Below are 22,532 nucleotides of genomic sequence, written 5' to 3' on the forward strand. Positions count from 1 at the left end.
AGACACACCGAACTACGAAATCCGCGTAATCGAAGACCTCACACAACGGATTTCATCGCCTACGGGTTGCGGAACAGACGACTCCTCGTGCACAGTGAGGTCGTGGTCAGTCGAAGCGCAGATTCCAGGAACAGACAACCGTCCCCTTCGGTCGATGCTGTGTCCCTGGCGATCATCGAGCAACTGCAGGAGGACGGTCGCCGTCCCTATGCATCGATCGGCAAGGCCGTCGGCCTGTCCGAAGCGGCCGTACGCCAGCGCGTACAGAAGCTGCTCGACCAGGGAGTCATGCAGATCGTCGCCGTCACCGACCCGCTCACCGTGGGTCTGCGACGCCAGGCCATGGTCGGCATCAACGTCGAGGGAGACCTCGACCCGGTGGCCGACGCGCTGACCGACATGGCCGAGTGCGAGTACGTGGTGATGACCGCCGGGTCGTTCGACCTGATGGTGGAGATCGTCTGCGAGGACGACGACCACCTGCTCGAAACGATCAACAAGAAGATCCGCACGCTCCCCGGCGTGCGATCAACCGAAAGCTTCGTTTACCTGAAGCTGAAGAAGCAGACCTACATGTGGGGAACCAGATAACCGTGAGCCAGGACCTCTCCAAGACCGCGTACGACCACCTGTGGATGCACTTCACCCGCATGTCGTCCTACGAGAACTCCCCCGTCCCCACCATCGTCAAGGGCGAGGGCACCTACATCTGGGACGACAAGGGCAAGCGCTACCTGGACGGCCTCGCGGGCCTGTTCGTGGTCAACGCCGGTCACGGCCGCAAGGAACTGGCCGAGGTCGCCTACAAGCAGGCCCAGGAACTCGCGTTCTTCCCCATCTGGTCGTACGCGCACCCCAAGGCCGTCGAGCTCGCCGAGCGCCTCGCCCACTACGCCCCCGGTGACCTGAACAAGGTCTTCTTCACCACCGGTGGCGGCGAGGCCGTCGAGACCGCCTGGAAGCTCGCCAAGCAGTACTTCAAGCTCCAGGGCAAGCACACCAAGTACAAGGTCATCTCGCGTGCGGTCGCCTACCACGGCACCCCGCAGGGCGCCCTGTCCATCACCGGCCTGCCGGCCCTCAAGGCCCCCTTCGAGCCGCTGGTCCCCGGCGCGCACAAGGTGCCGAACACCAACATCTACCGCGCCCCGATCTTCGGCGACGACCCGGAGGCCTACGGCCGCTGGTGCGCCGATCAGATCGAGCAGGAGATCCTCTTCGAGGGCGCCGACACCGTCGCGGCCGTCTTCCTGGAGCCGGTGCAGAACGCCGGCGGTTGCTTCCCGCCGCCGCCCGGGTACTTCCAGCGCGTCCGCGAGATCTGCGACGAGTACGACGTGCTCCTCGTCTCCGACGAGACCATCTGCGCGTTCGGCCGCCTCGGCACGATGTTCGCGTGTGACAAGTTCGACTACGTGCCGGACATGATCACCTGCGCCAAGGGCATGACCTCGGGCTACTCCCCGATCGGTGCCTGCATCATCTCGGACCGCCTCGCGGAGCCCTTCTACAAGGGCGACAACACCTTCCTGCACGGCTACACCTTCGGCGGACACCCGGTGTCCTCCGCGGTGGCGCTCGCCAACCTCGACATCTTCGACAAGGAAGGCCTGAACCAGCACGTGCTGGACCAGGAGGGCAACTTCTTCAACACCCTGAAGAAGCTGCACGACCTTCCGATCGTCGGCGACGTCCGCGGCAACGGCTTCTTCTACGGCATCGAGCTCGTCAAGGACAAGGTCACCAAGGAGTCCTTCACGGACGAGGAGACGGAGCGCGTGCTCTACGGCTTCCTCTCCAAGGCCCTCTTCGAGAACGGCCTGTACTGCCGCGCCGACGACCGTGGGGACCCGGTCATCCAGCTGGCCCCGCCGCTGATCGCGGACCAGGGCACCTTCGACGAGATCGAAGGCATCCTGCGCTCGGTGCTCACCGAGGCGTGGACCAAGCTGTAACAGCACCCGGTACGACCGCCCGGTCCGACAACGACCGCCCGGCGCACGACCGGTCCGAGCACGACCGGTCCGAACACACGGCCCGGATCCTCCGTTCGAGTGAGAACGCGGGGGTCCGGGCCGTGTGCTGTCACCATCCAAGCGGTTCATCTCTTTACATCTCATTGCGGCGCCAGTGACTGAAAGGGCTCCGCTTCGTTCCCCCGGACGGAGGTGTACGCCATGGTGGCTCCACCGGACACTGCCCCGCCTGACAATGACGTCCTGTGGGCACGGTCCCTGCACTACTCCCACAGCGGTTCCCCCGGCCTGATCGGGGTCTCCGTGGAGGTCCGGCAGGGCGAGATCCTCGCCGTGACCGGCCCCCGCGGCAGCGGGAAGACGACGCTGCTGCGCTGCCTGACCGGACAGCTGGTCCCCGAACAGGGCGAGGTCTGGTTCAACAGCGTTCCCGTCCACACCATGGGAGCCCTGGCCCGCGAGCGCCTGCGCCGCGACCGGTTCGCGTGGATCGGGCCCGAACCGCAACTGCTGCCCGAGCTCAAGGCGTGGGAGAACGTCGCCCTGCCCCTGTTGCTCGCAGGCTCCCCGCACCGCGCCGCGAAGCACGCCGCCTGCGAATGGCTGGAGCGCCTGGACATCGGGGCCTTCGCCCGCAAGCGCCCCGGCGCCCTGAACCGGGCCGAGTCCCAACGGGTCGCCCTGGCCCGGGCCCTCGTCGCCGAGCCGGCCGTGCTCTTCGCCGACGAGCCGACGGCCCCCCTGCACCGCGCCGAGCGGACCCTGCTGCTGCGCACCCTCACCACGGCGGCCCGCTCGCACGGCATCACCGTGCTGCTGGCCACCCACGACGAGGAGACCGCCGCCGCGGCCGACCGCACCACGGCCCTGCTCGACGGCCGCCCGGCCTCCGCCGCGGCCACACCCCCTCAGGCGACGGAGGACCAGGCCGCGTGCTCGCTCTCCGCCTAGCCCGCGGTTCCCGGCCCCTCGTACAGATGCGGCGGCTGCTCGTCGCCGCCGCGTCGGCCGGCACCGGGTTCCTCTTCCTGTACGTCCTCGCGGGTGCGATGGCCCGGCCCGCCGGATCGTTCCCCCGCCTGCTGTGGGCCCTGGTGCCGCTGGCCGCCACCGTGCAGTTCGCCGTGGCGGTGGCCCGGACCGACCCGGCGACCCGGCCCCGGCAGGGGCTGGACGCCGTCGGACTGGGGCCCGTACGCCTCGGCCTGGCCGCGGCCGTCTCCACCGCGGTCGCCTGCACCCTGGGCAGTCTCCTGGCCCTGGCCGCGTTCCTGCACCTGCGGGGCGAGCTGACCGGGCTGCCCTTCGACGGGGCGGGCGCCCGGCTGCTCCACGCCGAGCAGCCGCTGCCCGTGGCCGCCGCGCTCACCCTGCTGGCCCTGATCCCGCTGACCGCCTCGGCCGCCACGGCCCTCGCCCTGCGCCACCGGGCCTCGCCCGCCGGGCCCGCTCCGCTGACCGGGGTGCCGTGGGGCGTCGCGCTCACCGCGTGCGGACTGTCCGTCGAGGCCTACACCGGCCCGGACGGCGCCGCGATGCCGGCGGGCTGGGTCCTGATCGTCGCCGGGCTCGCCCTCGCCGGGCCGGGACTGGCCTACACCTGCGGAACCCTCGTACAGGCCGCCCGCCCGGGCGCGCTGCGGCTGCTGGCCGGACGGGCCCTGCAGGAGGAGGCGCCCCGACTGGGTCGGCCCCTCGGGGTGCTGTGCGCGGTCGCCGTGGCCGTCCTGACGGCCCTGGCCCTGCGCGACGGGACCGGGCCGCTCCCCCCGCTGGGTCCCCTGACCTGGCCGGCCGCGGCCCTGGTGGCGCTCTGCGCGGCCGCGACCCTTCTCACATCGGCGGTCGAGTCCAGGCAGTCCCGGTCCGCCGCCCGGGCCGCCCTCCTCGACCTCGGAACCCCCGGAACGGTGCTGCGTACGGCCGCTACGGTGCGGGCCGGCGCACTCCTCGCGGTGTGCCTCCCGCTCAGCTGGGGTGTGGCGCAACTGACGTCCCTGGCGTTGACGCGCTGACGGAAACGGCCCTTAGTGTGGGCCGAATGGTCAACGCAGACATCGAGATCGAGACGCTCGCCGAATTCGACCGCGTCGTCGCCAGGGGTTCCCTGAGCGGCTACCGGGTCCAGTCGGTCAACCTGTTGGAGCGGACCTTCGCGCTGTTGTCGGCCGACACCTCCGCGGCGGTCTTCCTCGGCTGCCCGATGGAGCCCGACGCCTCGGTGAAGGTCCGCGCCGACGGCGCGCTCGTCTTCCCCCCGGTACCGGACCTGCCGTTCAACCCGTACCGGGGCCTGCTCTACACCGCCGAGGAGCTGTTCTCCGGGCTGGACGAGGGCTACGAGGCGACCCCGGACGCCCAGGCCTACGCCTGGTTCCAGGAGACCGGGACCGACGGCGACGTCTTCTCCTCGATGCTGCGTTCCATCCACGACGACGCCGTGTCCGACGCCCTCGACGAGCACCTGAGCGGCGCCCGGGTGGTGGGCGTGATGGGCGGCCACGCGATGGCCCGCGGCGGTACGGACTACCGCGGCGCGGCGGAGCTGGGCCGAAACCTCACCCGGTCCGGGTTCACGGTCGCCACCGGTGGCGGCCCCGGCGCCATGGAGGCCGCCAACCTCGGCGCCTACCTGGCTCCGGCCGCCGACGAGGCCCTGCCCGAGGCGCTGGAGCTGCTGGCCGAGGTCCCTTCCTTCGTCCCGTCGGTCTCCGACTGGGCCCGCGCGGCCTTCGCCGTACGGGAGCGCTGGCCCGACGGCGGCGACTCGACCGGGATCCCGACCTGGTTCTACGGACACGAGCCGCCGAACGCGTTCGCGGGCCACATCGCCAAGTACTTCGCGAACGCCACCCGCGAGGACGGGCTGCTGGCCCGCTCCAACGCGGGCGTGGTGTTCCTGCCGGGCGCGGCCGGCACCGTCCAGGAGATCTTCGACAACGCGACGCCGAACTACTACGCGTCGCGCGGGGAGCCGACCCCGATGGTCCTGGTGAACCGTACGCACTGGACCGAGCACCTGCCGGCCTGGCCGCTGCTCACGGCGCTGGCCCGGGGCCGGGCGATGGAGTCCCGGATCGCGCTGGTGGACTCGGTGGACGAGGTCCCGGCGGCCCTCGCCGCAATGGGCTGACCCGCGGAGGCAACTTCTCCTGCGTTTCTCACGTCTGGCAGAGGTAACGCGAAAACCTGCCAGACGTGAACGGAGCCCTCTGTGCTCATAGGCCTGCTGACCGCTGTCGCGGCGTCCATCTGCTACGGCACGGGATCCGTCCTGCAAGCCGTGGGCTCGCGGCGGGCGGCCCGGATGTCCCCGGCCGCCGCCGGGGTGACCGCGCACGGCGGACCCAACCTGACTTCCACCGCCAAGGCGGCGATGACCTGGGAGTTCATCGTCGGCACCATTCTGGACTTCGTGGGGTTCGGGCTCGGCGCGCTGGCCGCGCGCATGCTGCCGCTCTTCCTCTCGCAGACGGTGATCAGCGCCAACCTGGTGATCACGGCCGTGCTGAGCGTGAAGATGCTCGGCATCCGGCTCACCCGCAAGGAGTGGACGTCGATCGGCGTCGTCTGCACGGCGTTGGTGCTGCTGGCCACGGCGGCGGGTCACGAGGGCGGCCACCACGCGCCGATGTCCACCCACTGGTGGCTGCTGGGGATCACCCTCTTCCTGATGATCGGCGGCACGGTCGCCGTCCGGCTCCTCGGCGGGAACGCGGCGATCCTGGCGGGTCTGCTGTCCGGGCTCGGCTTCGGCGCGCTGGGCGTCGGCGTCCGCATCCTGAACGGGATCGACCCCTTCGACCTCGGCGCCCTCCTCGGCGACCCGGCGCTGTACGCGATCCTCGCGGCCGGCTTCGGCGGCATGTACCTGCACACCGTCGCCCTGCAGATCGGCTCGGTGAACGGCGCGACCGCGGCCCTGGTCGTCGGCGAGACCGTGCTCCCCGGAGCCATCGGCGTGCTCTGGCTCGGCGACGCCTCCCGGCCGGGCCTGGCCTGGCTGGCCGTACTCGGCTTCGTCCTGGCGGTGGCCGGCGCGGTCGCCGTGGCCTGGTTCGGCAAGCACGGCGCCGAGGAGGACGAGCCCGCGGGGACGCTCAAGGCACCCGTCCCCGAACCGGTCCGGTAACCCGGCGCCTCGACACCTCGGCACCCCTCGGAGCCCTTCACCCGCCCGGCCGCCCCCTGGTGGCGGCCGGGCCGCCGCCGGCGCTTGCTGGACGGGGGAGAGAGCGAGAGGTCCATGGAGGAGTCCACGACCGCGCGGTTGCGCACGCCCCGGGCCGCCGGCACGGCCGGAATCGCCTTCGCGGTGCTGCTCGCGGGGGCGATCACGCTGATGCGCATCGCCGTTCCCGAAGGCGGCTCCCCCGACGCCCAGGTCGATCCCGATGACCGGTGGGCGGTACGGCTGGCCCTGGAGATCGTCCCGTTCGCCGGGATCCTGTTCCTGTGGTTCATGGGCGCCCTGCGCGCCCATGCCGGGGAGGCCGAGGACCGTTTCGTCTCCACCGTCTTCCTCGGCAGCGGCATCGTCTTCGTCGCCACCCTGTTCGTCGCCGCCGGCGCCGCGGGCACCGTGCTCCAAGAGGGCACGGACACCGCCTTCGGCCGCGACTACGCGTACACGATCCTGACCACGTACGCGATGCGCATGGCGGCCGTCTTCGTCTTCGCGACCTCCAGCATCGGACGCCGGCTGGGGATCTTCCCGCGCCCCCTGGCCCTGTTCGGGTACGTGACCGGGTTGGTCCTGATCGTCATCGGCTCCGGCGTGCCCTGGAGCGAGATGATCCTGCCCGCCTGGGCGCTGATCGTCGGTGCCTACATCGTCCGCTCCGCTCGGCGTTAGGCGCCGGTGCGGACCGCCCCCGCCCAGCGGGCGGACCCCGCCCCGCCCGTGCATATTGGATGGGAAAGCTGCGGGGGACTCGGGAACGAACGGGATGTTCGGGCCACGGAAGGGCTGGTGCCTCATGAGGCTTGTCGTCGACCTCAACCGCTGTCAGGGATACGCGCAGTGCGCGTTCCTCGCTCCCGACGTGTTCTCCATGCACGGCGACGAATCGCTGCTCTACAACCCCGAGGCGGACGAGGAGCAGCGCGAGAACGTCATGCGCGCCGTCGCCGCCTGTCCCGTCGGGGCCATCCTCATCGAGCTCGACGATCGGGACCTGTCGGCGCTCACCCCGGAGGCACAAGGTGCACGCTGACGGGAACCTGGAACGGCTCAAGCGCGACGGACGCATCGTCGTCGTCGGCGCTTCCCTCGCCGGCCTGCGGGCCGCCGAGACCATGCGCGACAAGGGCTTCACCGGTTCGCTGACGATGATCGGCGATGAACCGTACGAACCCTACGACCGGCCGCCGCTGTCGAAACAGGTCCTGCTGGGCAAGGCGGCCGCGGACCACACCGCGCTCCCCCGGCGCCGGGACATCGGCGCCGAGTGGCGGCTGGGGGTCCCCGCCTCGGGGCTGGACATGGCGGGCCATCGGGTCCTGCTGGCCGACGGCGAGGCGGTCGAGTACGACCGGCTGCTCATCGCGACCGGGGTACGGGCCAGGCCGTGGCCCAACGAGGAGGAGGGCGCGCTCACCGGCGTCTTCGTCCTGCGCACCCGTGACGACGCGGTCGCCCTGGAACGCAGTCTCGCGGCCGGTCCACGTCGGGTGCTGGTGATCGGGGCCGGATTCACCGGATCCGAGATCGCCTCGGCCTGTCGGGAACGCGGCCTGCCCGTCACCGTGGCCGAACGCGGGGCGGCGCCGCTGGTCGGCGCGCTCGGCGGCGTCATCGGCGAGGTCGCGGCCGAGATGCACCGCGAGAACGGCGTCGACCTGCGGACCGGGATCATGGTGACGGGCCTGGAGGGTGACCCGGCCGGCCGGGTCCGTGCCGCGCACCTGTCCGACGGGTCGACCATCGAGGCCGATGTCGTGATCGTCTCCCTCGGTGCCCAGCGCAACACCGAATGGCTGGCCGGTTCCGGACTGGGCGCCGGTCCGCGCGGCATCGCCTGCGACGCGGGCTGCCGGGCCTTCGACATCCGGGGCATCGTCACCGACGACATCTACGTGGCGGGTGATGTGGCACGCTCCCCGCACGCCCTGTTCGGGTACCAGTTCCTCTCCCTGGAGCACTGGGGCAACGCCGTGGCCCAGGCCGAGACGGCGGCGCACAACATGCTCAGCGAGAGCGCGGACCGCCGCCCCCACATGTGGGTGCCGGCGTTCTGGTCCTCCCAGTTCGGCGTCAACATCAAGTCCGTCGGGGTGCCCTCCATGGGGACCGAGATCATGATCACCCAGGGTTCGCGCGCCGAGCGGCACTTCGCCGGTGTGTACGGCTACCAGGGCCGGGTGATCGGGGCGGTGACCTTCGACAACTGCCGTTGGCTGCCGTTCTACCAGCAGATGATCGAGGCCACGACGCCTTTCCCGCCGCCGTTCCCGACCGTGGACCGCAGGCCCGAGGGGCAGAAGCCGATGCCCGCGGACTTCCCGGACCCGTCGGTGCCGACGCACGGCCCGACCATCACCCTCAGCGGGTACTCCCCGGACGACCGGAAGATGACCTTCACCCCAGCCCGCCACTGACCGCACGTGCACCGCCCGCCCTGCCCCGAGGATCCCGAGGAGCACGAGGACCTGCCATGACACAAGCCATCCTGCGGGAGATCATGGACTACGCGAACCGCGCAGATCCGTATCCGCTGTACGAAAAGCTCCGCGAGACGCCGGTGGCCCACGACGGGGACGGGCCGTACGTGATCAGCACGTACTACGAGATCCAGAGCCTCCTCCACGACCCGCGGATCAGCTCCGACGCGAGCAACCTGGCGTCCACCGCGAGCGACCCGCTCGCCGGGGGCGAGGAGGAGGGGACGACGCTGCCGCCGTCCTTCCTCAAGCTCGACCCGCCCGACCACGACCGGCTCCGCCGGATGACGAACCGGCCGTTCGGCCCGCCGCACTCCCCGCACAAGGTGCACGACATGCGGGACGAGCTCTGCGGCATCGTGTCCGGCCTGATCGACGGCATCGTCGCCGCCGACTCGATGGACCGGATCGACCTGGTCGACCAGTTCGCCTACCCGTTCCCGGTCACGGTGATCTGCCGACTGCTCGGCGTACCCCCCGAGGACGAACCGCGCTTCCACGTGTGGGCCGACACCATCGCCGCCAGCCTCGACCCGGACCCGGACGCCGACCCGACGAAGCGCCGCGTTCCGGCCGACGCCCGGATGGAACTCGGCATGTACCTGGCCGGACTGATCGAGGAGCGCCGCAAGAACCCCGGTGACGACATGCTGTCGCACCTGGCGACCGCGGACGGGCCCGACGGCGCCATGACCACGATCGAGGCGTTGAGCACCTCGGCGCTGCTGCTGATCGCGGGCCACGAGACCACGGTCAACCTGATCACCAACGGGATGCTGACCCTGCTCCGGCACCCGGACGTCCTGGAGCGGCTGCGCCAGGACCCCGAGCTATCCGTTCCGATCGTCGAGGAGCTGCTGCGCTTCGAGCCGCCGGTGCAGTTGCTGCCGCAGCGCACCACGCTCTCCGAGATCGAGGTCGCCGGCGTGACCATCCCGAAGGGGGCCTCGCTCTGGCTGGTGCTCGCCTCGGGCAACCGCGACCCGAAGAAGTTCGAGAACCCGGACCGCTTCGATCCCGATCGCGCGGACATCCAGCACCTCGGCCTCGGCAGCGGCATCCACAGCTGCTTCGGGGCGCCGTTGGCCCGGCTCGAAGCCCAGCTGGCGCTCAGCGAGCTGGCCCGCCGACTGGTGAACCCTCGGCTGCTGGAGGACCCGCCGCCCTACCGTCAGAACGCGGTGCTGCGCGGCCCCCGCCACCTGCCGATCGCCTGCGACGGCATCCTCGACTGATCCCCCGCGGCGGCGCTCCGAACGGGTCCACCGGATCCCGTCGGAGCGCCCGCGTGCGCACCCCGATCCCGAACGCCGCACCGGCAGCCGGCGGGCCTCAGCCGGATCCCGTCGGCAGCACGACCACCTCGGCCGGGGCGAAGGCCACCGACACGCGGTCGCCCACCGCCGGCGCCCCGGCCGGCCCGCACTCTGCCTCCAGTTCGGGTCCCGCCTCGGGTCGCAGCAGCAGCGCCACGTGCGTTCCGCGGAAGGTGCGGGACAGCACCTCGCAGCGCAGCCCCTCCTCCCGCAGGAGCACCCCGGCGGGCCTGATCAGCAACTGCCGTTCGCCCTCCGCCGACCCGACCGGTACGGGGACCTTGCCCCAAGGGGTGGCGGCGCCCCCCGCCGACACCGTCGCCGGGACCACGTTCTCGAAGCCGAGGAACCTGGCGACGAACTCCGACGCGGGCCGCTCCCACACCTCCAACGGAGTGCCCGCCTGGGCGATCCGCCCGTCCCGCATCACCACGACCCGGTCGGCCAGCGCGAAGGCCTCCCCCTGGTCGTGGGTCACCGCCAGCACGGTCGTGCCGAGCCGGGAGAAGAGCCCCTGGAGCTCGACGACGAGCCGCTCGCGCAGCCCCCGGTCCAGCTGGCCCAGCGGCTCGTCCAGCATGAGCAGCCGCGGTGAGGGGGCCAGCGCCCGGGCCAGCGCCACCCGTTGCTGCTCGCCCCCGGACAGCGAGGCGATGGCCCGGCCCTGGGCCCCGGGGAGCCCGACCAGCTCCAGCAGTTCGGCGACCTGGCCCTCGTAGGCGCGCTTCGCCGAGCCGCGCATGCGCAGGCCGAAGGCGACGTTGCCGCCGACGTCGCGGTGCGGGAACAGCTGGTGGTCCTGGAACATCAGCCCGACGCCCCGCCGGTGCACGGGCACCCCGGCCTGGTCGGCGCCGCCCAGCAGGACCCGGCCGGCCGACACCCGCTGGAGACCGGCCACCACCCGCAGCAGGGTGGACTTGCCGCTCCCGCTGGGCCCGAGCACGCACACGGTCTCGTGCTCGGCGACCTCCAGGTCGACGTCGTCCACGACCGCGCGTTCGCCGAAGCGGACGGTCGCCCCTTCGAGGCGGAGCAGGGTCATCAGAACTCTCCCGAGGTCTTGTCGGGTCGCAGCCGCTCCAGCACCAGCAGGGACACCGCGCACACCAGCATCAAGATCGTGCTCAGGGCCATGGCCTGCCCGTAGTTCAGCTCACCGGCCCGCCCCAGCAACCGGGCGACGGCGACGGGCAGGGTCGGACTGTCGGGACGGGCGATGAACACGGTCGCCCCGAACTCGCCGAGGGACACCGCGAAGGCGAAGCCCGCCGCGATCAGCAGCGCCCGCCGCACCAGTGGCAGGTCCACCTCGCGCCAGGCCCGCAGCGGGGACGCGCCCAGTACGGCCGCCGCCTCCCGCAGCCGTCCGTCCACGGCCCGCAACACCGGCAGCATGGTCCGTACGACGAAGGGCACCCCGACGAGCGCCTGTGCGAGCGGCACCAGGATCCAGGAGGTCCGCAGGTCCAGCGGGGGTTCGTCCATGGTGATCAGGAAACCGAAGCCGACGGTCACGGCGGACACCCCGAGCGGGAGCATCAGCAGCGCGTCGAAGCCGCGTACGAAGCGCCCCCCGCGCCGGGTCAGCGCGGCGGCGGCGAGCCCTCCGATGAACAGGGCGATGGCGGTGGCGGCCAGCGCGTAGCGCAGCGAGTTCCCGATCGCCTCCAGCGGCGGGACCAGGAACGTTCCGCCGCCGGAGCCCGCGTCCTGCAGGGCCCGGTAGAAGCCGAGCCCGTAGCCGCCGGGGGCGTCGAAGGACCGCTCGACCAGTACGCCCAGGGGCAGCACGATCAGCAGCGCCACCGTCACCAGCACCCCGCCGAGCAGCCCCCGCTGGGCCCAGCCGCGCGGCCGGTGCGCCGTCCGCGCCGGGTCGACCAGCCGCAGCGCGGTCTCCCGCCGGCGCACGGTCCAGGCGTGCAGGGCGAGGATCGCGCCGACCGCGGCGAACTGCACCATCGTCAGGACGGCGGCCGTCGGCAGGTCCAGCAGTTGCGCGGTCTGCCGGTAGACCTCCACCTCCAGGGTGGAGTACGCCGGACCGCCCAGGATCTGCACGACGCCGAAGGAGGTGAAGGTGAACAGGAAGACCATCAGCGAGGCGGCGGCGACGGCCGGCCCGAGCGCGGGCAGCGTCACCCGGCGCCACGCCCCGAAGCGTCCCGCGCCGAGGACCCGGGCCGCCTCCTCCTGACGGGGGTCGAGCTGGGCCCAGAGCCCGCCGACCGTACGGACGACGACGGCGTAGTTGAAGAAGACGTGCGCCAGCAGGATCGCCCAGACCGTGGTGTCGAGGCGTACGCCCCACAGCTCGTCCAGCAGTCCGCCGCGCCCGACCAACGCGAGGAAGGCCGTGCCGACGACGACCGTCGGCAGCACGAACGGAACGGTGACCACCGCGCGCAGCAGTTGTTTGCCGGGGAACTCGAAGCGGGCGAAGACGTACGCCCCGGGCAGCGCGATCAGCAGGGTGAGCAGCGTGGAGGCGAGCGCCTGCCAGGTGGTGAACCACAGCACGTCGGCGATGTCCGGCCGCGCCAGGACCTCGCCGATCCGGCCGAACTGCCAGCCGGAGTCCGTCCTGAGCCCGCGGCCGACGATCGCGGCCACGGGGTAGGCGAAGAACAGCCCGAAGAAGACGAGCGGCACCGCCATCAGGCCCAGCCTGACGGCGGTGGCCCGCCCGCCCTCCTTCGGGGAGCTCCCGCGCGCTACTTCACGACGAGCGAGGACCATGCCTTGACCCACTGCTCACGGTTCTTGGCGATGGCGTCCGGGGTGACGTTCTCCGGCTTGTCGATCACCACACCGTGCTTCGTGAAGATCTCCGGCAGCTGCGCGTCCTTGACCACCGGGTTCACGAACATCTGGAGCGGCATGTCCTCCTGGAACTTCTTGCCCACCAGGAAGTCGAGGAGCGCCTTGCCGCCCTCGGGGTTCTTCGCGCCGTTCAGCAGGCCCGCGAACTCGACCTGGCGGAAGCAGGTCCCGGTGGAGACGCCCGTGGGGGCCTCGGCCGGCTGCGGCTCGCCGTAGAGCACCTCGACCGGCGGGCTGGAGGCGTACGAGACGACCAGCGGACGGTCGCCCTTGGCCTTCTTGCCGCCCGCGGAGCCCGAGAACCGCTCGTTGTAGGCCTGCTCCCAGCCGTCGACGACCTCGACGCCGTTGGCCTTGAGCTTGCTCCAGTAGTCCTTCCAGCCGTCCTCGCCGTACTTGCCGACGGAGGCGAGGAGGAAGCCGAGACCGGGCGAGGACGTCGCGGCGTTCTCGGTGACCAGCAGGTTCTTGTACTCCGGCTTGATCAGGTCGTCCAGCGTCTGCGGCGGGGCGAGCTTCTTGTCCGCGAAGTACTGCTTGTCATAGTTGACGCAGATGTCGCCGGAGTCGATCGGCGTGACGCGGTGCTGCGGGTCGAGCATGAACTCGGACTTGATCCCGTCCATGCCCTTGACCTGGTACGGGGTGAAGATCCCGTTGTCGAGGGCCCGCGAGAGCAGCGTGTTGTCGACGCCGAAGAAGACGTCGCCGCGCGGGGAGCCCTTGGTGAGGATCTCCTGGTTGAGCGCCGCGCCGGCGTCCCCGGACTTCAGCCGCTTGACGGTGTAGCCGCTCTGCTGCTCGAACTCCTTCAGGACCGAGTCGGTCACGTTGAAGGAGTCGTGGGAGACGAGGGTGACCGTCTTGGACTTCGGGGCGTCGCCGGCGCCGGCGGTCTTGTCCTTGGCCTCGCCGCCGCAGGCGCTGAGCGTGGTGACGCCGAGCGCGGCCGCGAGCGCGGCGCCCGCGATCCTCTGGGTGGTGCTCACTGGTTGATTCCTCCTGGGATGACCAGGAGAAGACGCGGCCCTGCCCGGCGCTCTGCGAGAGCGGACGCCGGGCAGGGCGCAACAGCATGAGTGGTGACCGAACTTCCTACCCCGAATGACCGGGGCGAGGTTCAGAGGGTCTGCGGATGACGGATACCGCACTCTCAGCGCTGTGGCGCTCCCCTGTCGGAATATGAAATTGGTTCGGCCACAGGGTACCCCGCGGCCGAATGTGATCGACCATGGCCGATTTTCGGCCCTATCGCTCCGAGGCGGCCAGCTGGCCGCAGGCGCCGTCGATCTCCTGGCCGCGGGTGTCCCGTACGGTCACGGGCACGCCGTGGCGGGCGATGGCCTCGACGAAGGCCTTCTCGTCCTCGGGCCGCGAAGCGGTCCACTTCGAACCCGGGGTCGGGTTCAGCGGGATCAGGTTGACGTGGACGCGCTTGCCCTTGAGCAGCTTGCCGAGCAGGTCACCGCGCCAGGCCTGGTCGTTGATGTCGCGGATCAGGGCGTACTCGATGGAGATCCTGCGGCCGGACTTCTCGGCGTACTCCCAGGCCGCGTCCAGCACCTCGCGGACGTTCCAGCGGGTGTTCACCGGCACCAGGGTGTCACGCAGCTCGTCGTCGGGGGCGTGCAGCGAGACGGCGAGCCGGCACTTGAAGCCCTCGTCGGCGAACCGCAGCATGGCCGGGACCAGGCCGACGGTGGAGACGGTGATCCCGCGCTGCGACAGACCCAGGCCGTCGGGCTCCGGGTCGGTGAGGCGGCGGATGGCGCCGACGACGCGGTTGTAGTTGGCGAGCGGCTCGCCCATGCCCATGAAGACGATGTTCGACAGGCGGGCCGGTCCGCCCGGAACCTCTCCGTCGCGCAGGGCGCGCATGCCGTCGACGATCTGGTGCACGATCTCGGCGGTGGAGAGGTTGCGGTCGAGACCTGCCTGGCCGGTGGCGCAGAACGGGCAGTTCATGCCGCAGCCGGCCTGCGAGGAGATGCACATGGTGACCCGGTCGGGGTAGCGCATCAGCACGGACTCGACGAGCGTGCCGTCGTGCAGCTTCCACAGGGTCTTGCGCGTGGTGTCGTTGTCGCAGCTGATGTGTCGCAGGACGTTCATCAGGTCGGGCAGCAGCTCCTGCTGGAGCTTCTCCCGGGAGGCCGCGGGGATGTCGGTCCACTCCGCCGGGTCGTGGGCGTAGCGGGCGAAGTAGTGCTGGGACAACTGCTTGGCCCGGAACGGCTTCTCACCGATCGCGGCCACCGCCTCCCGGCGCTCGGCCGGGGTGAGGTCGGCGAGGTGCCGGGGCGGCTTCTTGACCCCGCGAGGGGCGACGAAGGTGAGCTCTCCCGGAACGGGGCGGGCCATGGCAGGTACTCCTTGTAAGACGAAAGGCGCGCCGCAGAAGCAGCGCGCCCTTCAAGAGTAACCGCCCGACCCGGCCGGAGCTTTTCTTCCACTGCCGCCCCGGTACCGCGGGGGCCGGTGGATCAGCCGGCGATCAGCAGCGGATCGGCCGACCTCACCCGGTGCCGACGAAGGCCGCCAGCAGCAGCCACACGACGGGGGCGGTCGGCAGGAGCGAGTCGAGCCGGTCCATGATGCCGCCGTGACCCGGCAGCAGCGTGCCCATGTCCTTGATGCCCAGGTCCCGCTTGATCATCGACTCGCCCAGGTCGCCCAGGGTCGCGCTGACCGCGACGGCCAGACCGAGGACCAGGCCCTGCCACCAGGAGCCCCCGTCGATCAGGAACTCCATGCACAGCGCGCCGGCCGCCATCGCGAAGGCCACGGCGCCGAACAGTCCCTCGCGGGTCTTTCCGGGGCTGATGCGCGGCGCCAGCTTCGTCTTGCCGAAGCGCCAGCCCACCGCGTAGGCCCCGGTGTCGCTGACGACGGTCAGCACCAGGAACGTGACCACGCGCTGCGGGCCGTCGTCCGCGGTGAGCAGCATCGTGACGAAGGTGGCCAGGAAGGGCACGTAGAACGCCGCGAAGACGCCGGCGGTGACGTCCTTGAGGTAGTCCTCGGGCGGTTCCGTCATCCGCCACACCAGGACCGCGAGCGCGGTCAGGGCCATCGCGACCCAGGCGCCCTCGGCCCCGCGGACGTAGCCGGCGATGACCATGGCGGCGCCACCGACCGCGAGCGGGACCAGCGGCGCCTTGATGCCCTTCTTCTCCTGGAGCCGGGAGGTGAGCTCCCACAGGCCCACCACGACCGCGACGACGACGACACCGACGAAGACGGCCTTGACGATGAACAGCGAGGCGAAGATCACCGCTCCGAGGCCGACGCCGACCCCTATGGCGGCACGCAGATCCCGCCCCGCGCGCTTCTTCTGCGGCGGCGGGGAGGCGTCCTGCGGTGCCTGCGAAGGCGGAGGCGGAGGGCTGGGCATGGGCTCCTGCAACGGCGTCTCGGCGCGGAGCGGGGGGCCGCCCGCGAAGGCGGCCCCCCGATCGCGTGCTTCCCGGTCGTCGAAGGCACGGCCGGCGGCATCGGGCACGATGGGCATGGGCCGAGTGTGCGGGCCCACCAGCGCATCGTATGCGGGACCCGCCGGAACCGGCTCCGTGGCCCAGGGAGAGTCGTTCATCAGACCTCGAGGAGCTCGGCTTCCTTGTGCTTGAGCAGCTCGTCCACCTGCGCGACGTACTTCGCGGTGGTGTCGTCGAGCTCCTTCTCGGCGCGACGCACCTCGTCCTCGCCGGCTTCCTTGTCCTTGACGAGCTTGTCGAGGGCGTCCTTCGCCTTGCGGCGGACGGCGCGGATGGAAACCTTGGAGTCCTCGGCCTTGGTGCGCGCGACCTTGATGTACTCCTTGCGGCGGTCCTGCGTCAGCTCGGGGAAGGTCACCCGGATGATGCGGCCGTCGTTGCTCGGGTTGACACCGAGGTCGGAGTCGCGGATGGCCTGCTCGATGTTGCGCAAGGCGGACGCGTCGAACGGCGTCACGATCGCCATGCGCGGCTCGGGCACCGCGAAGGAGGCGAGCTGGTTGATGGGCGTGATGGCGCCGTAGTAGTCGGCCACGATCTTGTTGAACATGGCCGGGTGCGCACGACCCGTGCGAATCGCGCCGAAGTCTTCCTTGGCGACGACGACGGCCTTCTCCATCTTCTCCTCGGCCTCGAGGAGGATTTCTTCGATCACCACGTGCTCCTGCATGTCAGATATGGATGGTTCAGGCGGGCGGGGCGGTTCGGGCCGCCCGGACCGGGCCCGGTGAGGGGCCCGGATGCGGGTTCAGGCCCGGGTGCCCTGGTCGCTCACGAGCGTGCCGATCTTCTCACCCTTGACGGCGCGGGCGATATTGCCCTCGGCGAGGAGTTCGAAGACCAGGATCGGGAGCCGGTTGTCGCGGCACAGCGTGATGGCGGTGGCGTCGGCGACCTTGAGGTCCCGGGACAGCACCTCGCTGTACTCCAGCGCGTCGAACTTCACCGCGTCCGGGTTGGTCTTCGGGTCGGAGTCGTAGACCCCGTCGACGCCGTTCTTGCCCATGAGGAGGGCCTCGGCGTCGATCTCCAGGGCACGCTGGGCGGCCGTGGTGTCGGTGGAGAAGTAGGGCATGCCCATGCCGGCGCCGAAGATGACGACGCGGCCCTTCTCCAGGTGCCGGACGGCACGGAGCGGGATGTACGGCTCGGCGACCTGGCCCATGGTGATGGCGGTCTGAACCCGGCTGTCGATGCCTTCCTTCTCCAGGAAGTCCTGGAGGGCGAGGCAGTTCATGACGGTGCCGAGCATGCCCATGTAGTCGGACCGCGCACGGTCCATGCCGCGCTGCTGCAGCTCGGCGCCGCGGAAGAAGTTGCCGCCGCCGATGACGATCGCGATCTCCGCGCCGTCACGGACCACGGCCGCGATCTCACGGGCGATGGCGTGCACGACGTCGGGGTCGACACCCAGTCCGCCGCCGCCGGAGAAGGCTTCGCCGGACAGCTTCAGCATGAAGCGGCGACCCTTCTTGCCGTGGTCGCTCTTGTCGTCGGAAGCGGTGTGGGGGTCCACGCCCTGATTCATGGGGATCTCCTCGTGCACATACGAAGAAGGCCATTGCCGGTGGGTCCTCGCGGTTCCCTCTTCGGCAATGGCCTCCTCGTCAGATCTGCGGTCGCCTCGCGCGTGCGCGGACGACTGCTTCAGACCCTACCGGGGTCCGGTGTCCGTCGCGTACGGACGGACTCAGATGCCGACCTTGATGCGCGCGAAGCGCTTCAGGGTGACACCGGCCTCGTCCAGAACCTTCTGGACGGACTTCTTGTTGTCCAGCGCGTACGGCTGGCCAAGGAGCGTGACGTCCTTGAAGAAGCCGTTGACGCGGCCCTCGACGATCTTGGCGATCGCGGCCTCGGGCTTGCCCTCGGCGCGGGTGACCTCTTCGGCGACGCGGCGCTCGGACTCGACGACGTCGGCCGGAACCTCGTCGGCGGTCAGGTACTTCGGCGCGAACGCGGCGATGTGCTGGGCGATGCCCTTGGCCAGTTCGGCGTCGGCCTTGTCCAGCTCGACCAGGACACCGATCTGCGGGGGCAGGTCGGGCATGGTGCGGTGCATGTAGGAGGCCACGAAGGCACCCTGGTACTGCGCGAAGCGGTCCAGGACGATCTTCTCGCCGAGGTTGGCGTTGGCCTCGTCCACGAACGCCTGGACGGTCTTGCCGGCCTCGATCTCGGACGCCAGCAGCGCCTCGATGTCGGCCGGGGAGGTGGCGGCCACGTGGGCGGCGAGCTGGTCGGCGACGACCAGGAACTTCTCGCTCTTGGCGACGAAGTCGGTCTCGCACTTGAGCTCGAGCAGCACACCGGAGGTGGCGTCGGCGGCGATCAGGGAGGTGACGGCACCGTTCTCGGCGGAACGGCCCTCGCGCTTGGCGACACCCTTCAGGCCCTTGACGCGCAGGATCTCGTTGGCCTTGGTGACGTCACCGTCGGCCTCGACGAGCGCGTTCTTGCAGTCCAGCATGCCGGCGCCGGTGAGCTCGCGGAGCTTCTTGACGTCAGCGGCGGTGTAGTTCGCCATGAGTCTGTGATTCTCTCTCGAAGTCGTAGATCTACGGGTGAACGGCGGAGGAGTCGCGCTCGTGGCGCGGCTCCCCCGCCGTCATCGTCCGTGCTGCGAGTGCCCGGCGGATGAACGCCGGGCTCTCTCAGAGGGTCAGGCCTGCTCGGCGTCGGCGGCCGGAGCCTCGACGACGGCCTCGGCCGCGGGGGCCTCGACAGCGGCGTCGGCCTCGACGACGGCCTCGGCCGCGGGGGCCTCAGCCGCAGGGGCCTCGGCGTCGTCGGCCTTCTTCTCGCCCTCGAGCAGGTCGCGCTCCCACTCGGCGAGCGGCTCGGCAGCGGCCTTCTCGCCCGGCTTCGAGTCACCGGTGGCGGCACCGGAACGGGCGATGAGGCCCTCGGCGACGGCGTCGGCGATCACGCGGGTGAGCAGGGTGACGGAGCGGATCGCGTCGTCGTTGCCCGGGATCTTGTAGTCGACCTCGTCGGGGTCGCAGTTGGTGTCGAGGATCGCGACGACCGGGATGTGGAGCTTGCGCGCCTCACCGACGGCGATGTGCTCCTTCTTGGTGTCGACGATCCAGACGGCGCTGGGGACCTTCGACATCTCGCGGATACCACCGAGGGTCTTCTCCAGCTTGATCTTCTCGCGGGAGAGGACCAGGAGCTCCTTCTTGGTGAGACCCGAGGCGGCGACGTCCTCGAAGTCGATCGCCTCAAGCTCCTTCAGACGCTGGAGGCGCTTGTAGACGGTGGAGAAGTTGGTGAGCATGCCACCGAGCCACCGCTGGTTGACGTACGGCATGCCAACGCGGGTCGCCTGCTCGGCGATGGCCTCCTGGGCCTGCTTCTTCGTACCGACGAACATGATGGAGCCACCGTGCGCGACGGTCTCCTTCACGAACTCGTAGGCGCGGTCGATGTACGACAGCGACTGGAGCAGGTCGATGATGTAGATGCCGTTGCGCTCGGTGAAGATGAAGCGCTTCATCTTCGGGTTCCAGCGACGGGTCTGGTGACCGAAGTGGACGCCGCTTTCCAGCAGCTCCCGCATCGTTACGACGGCCATGGCCATCTCCTTGGTTTTCTCGGTTTGGTTCCTGACGCCCCGACGCGCCCTGCCCCGAAAAGGGACCGAGAGGCGCTTTCACCCGACCTGGTACGGGTCGGTGCTGGGGCGTGCGAAGTCGACCCGGTGACCCGGATCGCCACAAGAAGTGTACGGGACCCACCGGTATGCCGGGTGACGCGGTTGTCCACACCCCGGCGGTCGTCCACAGGCACGCACGCCCGCACCCGGGGAGGCGGGAGGCTGTGCGACATGCCGAAACCGCTGCTCACCCTGCTCCTGACCCTGGTCACCCTGCCCCTGGCCGCGGGCGTCCGGGCCGTGCCCCCCGCCCCGGCCCCACCCCCGGCGGCCCGGGCGCTGCCCCCGTCCACCGTCCCCGCGAGCGCCCCCCTGCCCCGGGCGCCGACCTCGGGGGTACGCCCGTTACCGCCGCCGTTGTCCGTGCTGCGTTGGTGGGATCCGCCGCCGTCGCCGTACGCCGCCGGGCACCGGGGCGTGGACCTGACCGCCCCGGTGGGCGCGCAGGTGCGCGCCGTCGGCCCGGGTCGGGTCCACCACGCGGGGCCGGTGGCCGGCCGCGGGGTGCTCTCGCTCACCCTCCCGGGCGGCCTGCGCACCACCTACGAGCCGGTCCGGCCGTTGGTCGCGGAGGGCGAGACGGTGGAGGCGGGCCAGGTCGTGGCGGTCCTCACCGCGGGCTCCCACTGCGCGGCCCCGTGCCTCCACTGGGGCCTGCTCGCGGGCGAGGACCTCTACCTCAACCCCCTCACCCTGCTCCCCCGCCCCGCGCCCCGCCTGCTCCCGACCAAGGACCCGGCCGCTGCCGGGGTCCCTGCGTACGAAGGTCTCGCGCCGAGCGCCCCCGAACGGCGCGGGGCGGGACGGGCTCGGCCCACCGGGCGGGGGATCGTCCCGAACGCTTTCCGGGCCCGGATCTCATCCCGCGGCGATGAGCAGGACCACGCGTCGCGGGCCTCGACCGGGCCGGCGGAGCGAGGGCCGCGCACCGGTCCGGAACCTCAGCCGCGGACGCCCCGCAGGGCCATGGCGACGGCGGCCTCGGTGACCACGACCGGGTCCTCCGCGGCGCCGAGCTCGATGCGGCGCACCGCCGCGTCGACGACGCCCTGCAACAGCATCGCGGCCAGTCGCGGCTCGCCATGTCCCAGCGCCGCCAGGGCCTCGACGATCATCGCCACCAGGCCGCCGTGCGCGGCGCGGATCTTCTCCCGCGCGCCCGCGTCGAGCTCGCTCGCGGAGATCGCCACCACCGCCCGGTGCCGCCGGTCCCCGACCAGCCCCAGTTGGCTGCGCACGTACGCCTCGATCTTCGCCTCCGGCGCCTGCGCCGACTCCATCGCGGCTTCGATCTCTGCGGCCCAGACGGGGAAGTCCACGGCGCACAACTCTTCGACGACCGCCGCGCGCGAGCGGAAGTACTCGTACACGGAGGACCGGGCGAGGCCGGTGCGTTCCGCGAGGGCGGGGAAGGTCAGCGCTTCCGTCCCGCCTTCGGACAGCAGGGAGCGCGCGGCGTCCAACAGGGCGCCGCGCTGCATCGACCGGTGCTCGGCCACGGAGGCCGCTCGAATCCTGGGCACGTGACCACTCTACGGAGGTTCCGCGAGGTCATCACGGCCTGTTCGGCTCAGCGGCCCACATCGGCCAGCTTCGCGCGCAGCTGGAGGACCGATTTGGTGTGGATCTGACTGACCCGGCTCTCGGTGACGCCCAGGACGTTGCCGATCTCGGCGAGCGTGAGGCCCTCGTAGTAGTAGAGGGTCACCACCGTCTTCTCCCGCTCGGGCAGGGTGTTGATGGCGCGGGCGAGCAGCCGCCGCAGTTCCCGGTCCTCGGCCACCGCCACCGGGTTGTCGGCGGCGTGGTCCTCCAGGGTGTCCATCAGCGAGAGCCGGTCGCCGCCCTCGCCCCCGACGTGCAGCAACTCCTCCAGGGCCACCACGTTGGCCAGCGACAACTGGCTGAATACCGTGTGGAGTTCCTCCACCGCGATGCCCATCTCCGCGGCGACCTCACTCTCGGTGGGGGTGCGCCGCAACTGGGCCTCCAGCGTGGCGTACGCGCGCTCCACCGCCCGCGCCTTCTGCCGCACGGAGCGCGGGATCCAGTCCAGCGCCCGCAGTTCGTCGATCATCGCGCCGCGGATCCGGGTGATCGCGTACGTCTCGAACTTGATGGAGCGCTCGATGTCGAACTTCTCGATGGCGTCGATCAGGCCGAAGACCCCGGAGGAGACGAAGTCGGCCTGCTCGACGTTGGGCGGCAGGCCCACGCTGACCCGGCCCGCCACGTACTTCACCAGCGGTGAGTAGTGCAGGATCAGCTGCTCCCGCAGCCGCTCGTCACCCGAGTCCTTGTATGAGCGCCACAGGACCTCCAGGGACGAGGGCGCGGTGGACCGCACGCTGCCACGAGCAGCGGGGGGCACCGCAGCGCGGTCGGACCCTGAGGTGTGCTGGGGCATGCTTCGCCTTTGCCGGAGCCGGATTCCTTGGGAGCGTAGCGTGACGGAAGTGTCGCGGTGCGCGAAGAGTACGGGATGGCAGGGGGCCGCATGGGCGCCCGGACTCGCGCGGGCGGCCCGGGACCGGCGCCTTGCGCTCGGCCCCGGCGGCTGCCACCGGGAAGACCGCGTCTCTCATCGGCGTCACTCTTT

At 70.9% G+C, this 22,532-nt stretch carries 21 protein-coding genes, 1 pseudogene and 1 riboswitch; of the genes and pseudogenes, 11 read left to right on the forward strand and 11 right to left on the reverse strand.

The window, feature by feature from the left end; genetic code table 11:
* The first annotated feature begins 87 nt into the window (after positions 1–87).
* The 10 genes from ACFY0I_RS30555 (at position 88) to ACFY0I_RS30600 (ending at position 9,874) form a co-directional block, all read left to right on the forward strand.
* Positions 88–591, forward strand: coding sequence for an Lrp/AsnC family transcriptional regulator (locus ACFY0I_RS30555; RefSeq protein WP_281207348.1), 504 nt, complete (start codon positions 88–90; stop codon positions 589–591).
* The gene (locus ACFY0I_RS30560) at positions 576–1,955 is read left to right on the forward strand and encodes an aspartate aminotransferase family protein (RefSeq protein ID WP_388901872.1); all 1,380 of its coding nucleotides are present in this window, start codon (positions 576–578) and stop codon (positions 1,953–1,955) included. The genes ACFY0I_RS30555 and ACFY0I_RS30560 overlap by 16 nt, the downstream gene beginning before the upstream one ends.
* Positions 1,956–2,177: 222 nt before the next feature.
* Complete coding sequence (locus ACFY0I_RS30565) at positions 2,178–2,927, forward strand: ABC transporter ATP-binding protein (RefSeq protein ID WP_388901874.1); 750 nt, start codon at positions 2,178–2,180, stop codon at positions 2,925–2,927.
* Positions 2,909–3,991, forward strand: coding sequence for a hypothetical protein (locus tag ACFY0I_RS30570; RefSeq protein WP_388901875.1), 1,083 nt, complete (start codon positions 2,909–2,911; stop codon positions 3,989–3,991). The genes ACFY0I_RS30565 and ACFY0I_RS30570 overlap by 19 nt, the downstream gene beginning before the upstream one ends.
* 26 nt (positions 3,992–4,017) lie before the next feature.
* A complete protein-coding gene (locus ACFY0I_RS30575) occupies positions 4,018–5,109 on the forward strand; it encodes an LOG family protein (protein WP_388901877.1) in 1,092 nt (363 codons plus the stop codon).
* An 81-nt stretch (positions 5,110–5,190) separates the two neighbouring features.
* Positions 5,191–6,108: a hypothetical protein gene (locus ACFY0I_RS30580; protein ID WP_388901879.1), complete on the forward strand. Its 918-nt coding sequence runs from the start codon at positions 5,191–5,193 to the stop codon at positions 6,106–6,108.
* A gap of 114 nt (positions 6,109–6,222) precedes the next feature.
* Positions 6,223–6,831 (forward strand): hypothetical protein, encoded by a 609-nt coding sequence (locus ACFY0I_RS30585; RefSeq protein ID WP_388901881.1) that lies wholly within the window; start codon positions 6,223–6,225, stop codon positions 6,829–6,831.
* A gap of 124 nt (positions 6,832–6,955) precedes the next feature.
* The gene (locus ACFY0I_RS30590; RefSeq protein ID WP_388901883.1) at positions 6,956–7,192 is read left to right on the forward strand and encodes a ferredoxin; all 237 of its coding nucleotides are present in this window, start codon (positions 6,956–6,958) and stop codon (positions 7,190–7,192) included.
* On the forward strand, positions 7,182–8,576 hold the full coding sequence (locus tag ACFY0I_RS30595; RefSeq protein WP_388901885.1) for an NAD(P)/FAD-dependent oxidoreductase: 1,395 nt from the start codon (positions 7,182–7,184) through the stop codon (positions 8,574–8,576). Before ACFY0I_RS30590 ends, ACFY0I_RS30595 begins: the two co-directional genes overlap by 11 nt.
* A 56-nt stretch (positions 8,577–8,632) precedes the next feature.
* Positions 8,633–9,874 carry a cytochrome P450 gene (locus tag ACFY0I_RS30600; RefSeq protein ID WP_388901887.1) on the forward strand — a complete coding sequence of 414 codons (1,242 nt, stop codon included), beginning with the start codon at positions 8,633–8,635 and terminating at the stop codon, positions 9,872–9,874.
* A 97-nt stretch (positions 9,875–9,971) separates the two neighbouring features.
* Here ACFY0I_RS30600 and ACFY0I_RS30605 read toward each other — a convergent pair whose 3' ends face one another.
* The 9 genes from ACFY0I_RS30605 to rpsB form a co-directional block, all read right to left on the reverse strand.
* The gene (locus ACFY0I_RS30605; RefSeq protein WP_388901889.1) at positions 9,972–11,000 is read right to left on the reverse strand and encodes an ABC transporter ATP-binding protein; all 1,029 of its coding nucleotides are present in this window, start codon (positions 10,998–11,000) and stop codon (positions 9,972–9,974) included.
* Positions 11,000–12,616 (reverse strand): ABC transporter permease, encoded by a 1,617-nt coding sequence (locus ACFY0I_RS30610; RefSeq protein ID WP_388901891.1) that lies wholly within the window; start codon positions 12,614–12,616, stop codon positions 11,000–11,002. Before ACFY0I_RS30610 ends, ACFY0I_RS30605 begins: the two co-directional genes overlap by 1 nt.
* A 56-nt stretch (positions 12,617–12,672) precedes the next feature.
* On the reverse strand, positions 12,673–13,770 hold the full coding sequence (locus ACFY0I_RS30615; RefSeq protein WP_388901893.1) for a thiamine ABC transporter substrate binding subunit: 1,098 nt from the start codon (positions 13,768–13,770) through the stop codon (positions 12,673–12,675).
* Between the two features lie 85 nt (positions 13,771–13,855).
* Positions 13,856–13,965, reverse strand: a riboswitch (TPP riboswitch).
* Positions 13,966–14,029: 64 nt separating this feature from the next.
* Positions 14,030–15,142, reverse strand: a complete 1,113-nt coding sequence (rlmN, locus tag ACFY0I_RS30620) for a 23S rRNA (adenine(2503)-C(2))-methyltransferase RlmN (protein WP_362875907.1) — start codon at positions 15,140–15,142, stop codon at positions 14,030–14,032.
* Between the two features lie 154 nt (positions 15,143–15,296).
* Positions 15,297–16,373 (reverse strand): phosphatidate cytidylyltransferase, encoded by a 1,077-nt coding sequence (locus ACFY0I_RS30625; RefSeq protein ID WP_388901895.1) that lies wholly within the window; start codon positions 16,371–16,373, stop codon positions 15,297–15,299.
* The gene (gene frr, locus ACFY0I_RS30630) at positions 16,373–16,930 is read right to left on the reverse strand and encodes a ribosome recycling factor (protein ID WP_388901896.1); all 558 of its coding nucleotides are present in this window, start codon (positions 16,928–16,930) and stop codon (positions 16,373–16,375) included. Before frr ends, ACFY0I_RS30625 begins: the two co-directional genes overlap by 1 nt.
* A 93-nt stretch (positions 16,931–17,023) precedes the next feature.
* On the reverse strand, positions 17,024–17,803 hold the full coding sequence (gene pyrH / locus ACFY0I_RS30635; RefSeq protein ID WP_281207363.1) for a UMP kinase: 780 nt from the start codon (positions 17,801–17,803) through the stop codon (positions 17,024–17,026).
* Positions 17,804–17,965: 162 nt separating this feature from the next.
* Positions 17,966–18,802, reverse strand: a complete 837-nt coding sequence (gene tsf / locus ACFY0I_RS30640; protein WP_388901898.1) for a translation elongation factor Ts — start codon at positions 18,800–18,802, stop codon at positions 17,966–17,968.
* A 135-nt stretch (positions 18,803–18,937) separates the two neighbouring features.
* Positions 18,938–19,852 carry a 30S ribosomal protein S2 gene (gene rpsB / locus ACFY0I_RS30645; RefSeq protein WP_388901900.1) on the reverse strand — a complete coding sequence of 305 codons (915 nt, stop codon included), beginning with the start codon at positions 19,850–19,852 and terminating at the stop codon, positions 18,938–18,940.
* Between the two features lie 252 nt (positions 19,853–20,104).
* Here rpsB and ACFY0I_RS30650 point away from each other — a divergent pair.
* A pseudogene (locus ACFY0I_RS30650) lies at positions 20,105–20,536 on the forward strand (peptidoglycan DD-metalloendopeptidase family protein); the annotation flags it as partial.
* Between the two features lie 338 nt (positions 20,537–20,874).
* Here the strand turns inward: ACFY0I_RS30650 and ACFY0I_RS30655 are convergent.
* Positions 20,875–21,432: a TetR/AcrR family transcriptional regulator gene (locus ACFY0I_RS30655; protein WP_388902001.1), complete on the reverse strand. Its 558-nt coding sequence runs from the start codon at positions 21,430–21,432 to the stop codon at positions 20,875–20,877.
* A 71-nt stretch (positions 21,433–21,503) separates the two neighbouring features.
* Entirely contained in the window at positions 21,504–22,340 is an 837-nt protein-coding gene (gene whiG, locus ACFY0I_RS30660; RefSeq protein WP_388901901.1) for an RNA polymerase sigma factor WhiG, read from the reverse strand.
* Between the last annotated feature and the right edge of the window lie 192 nt (positions 22,341–22,532).

It is taken from the genome of Streptomyces sp. NPDC001568 (assembly GCF_042893755.1).
Lineage (GTDB): Bacteria > Actinomycetota > Actinomycetes > Streptomycetales > Streptomycetaceae > Streptomyces.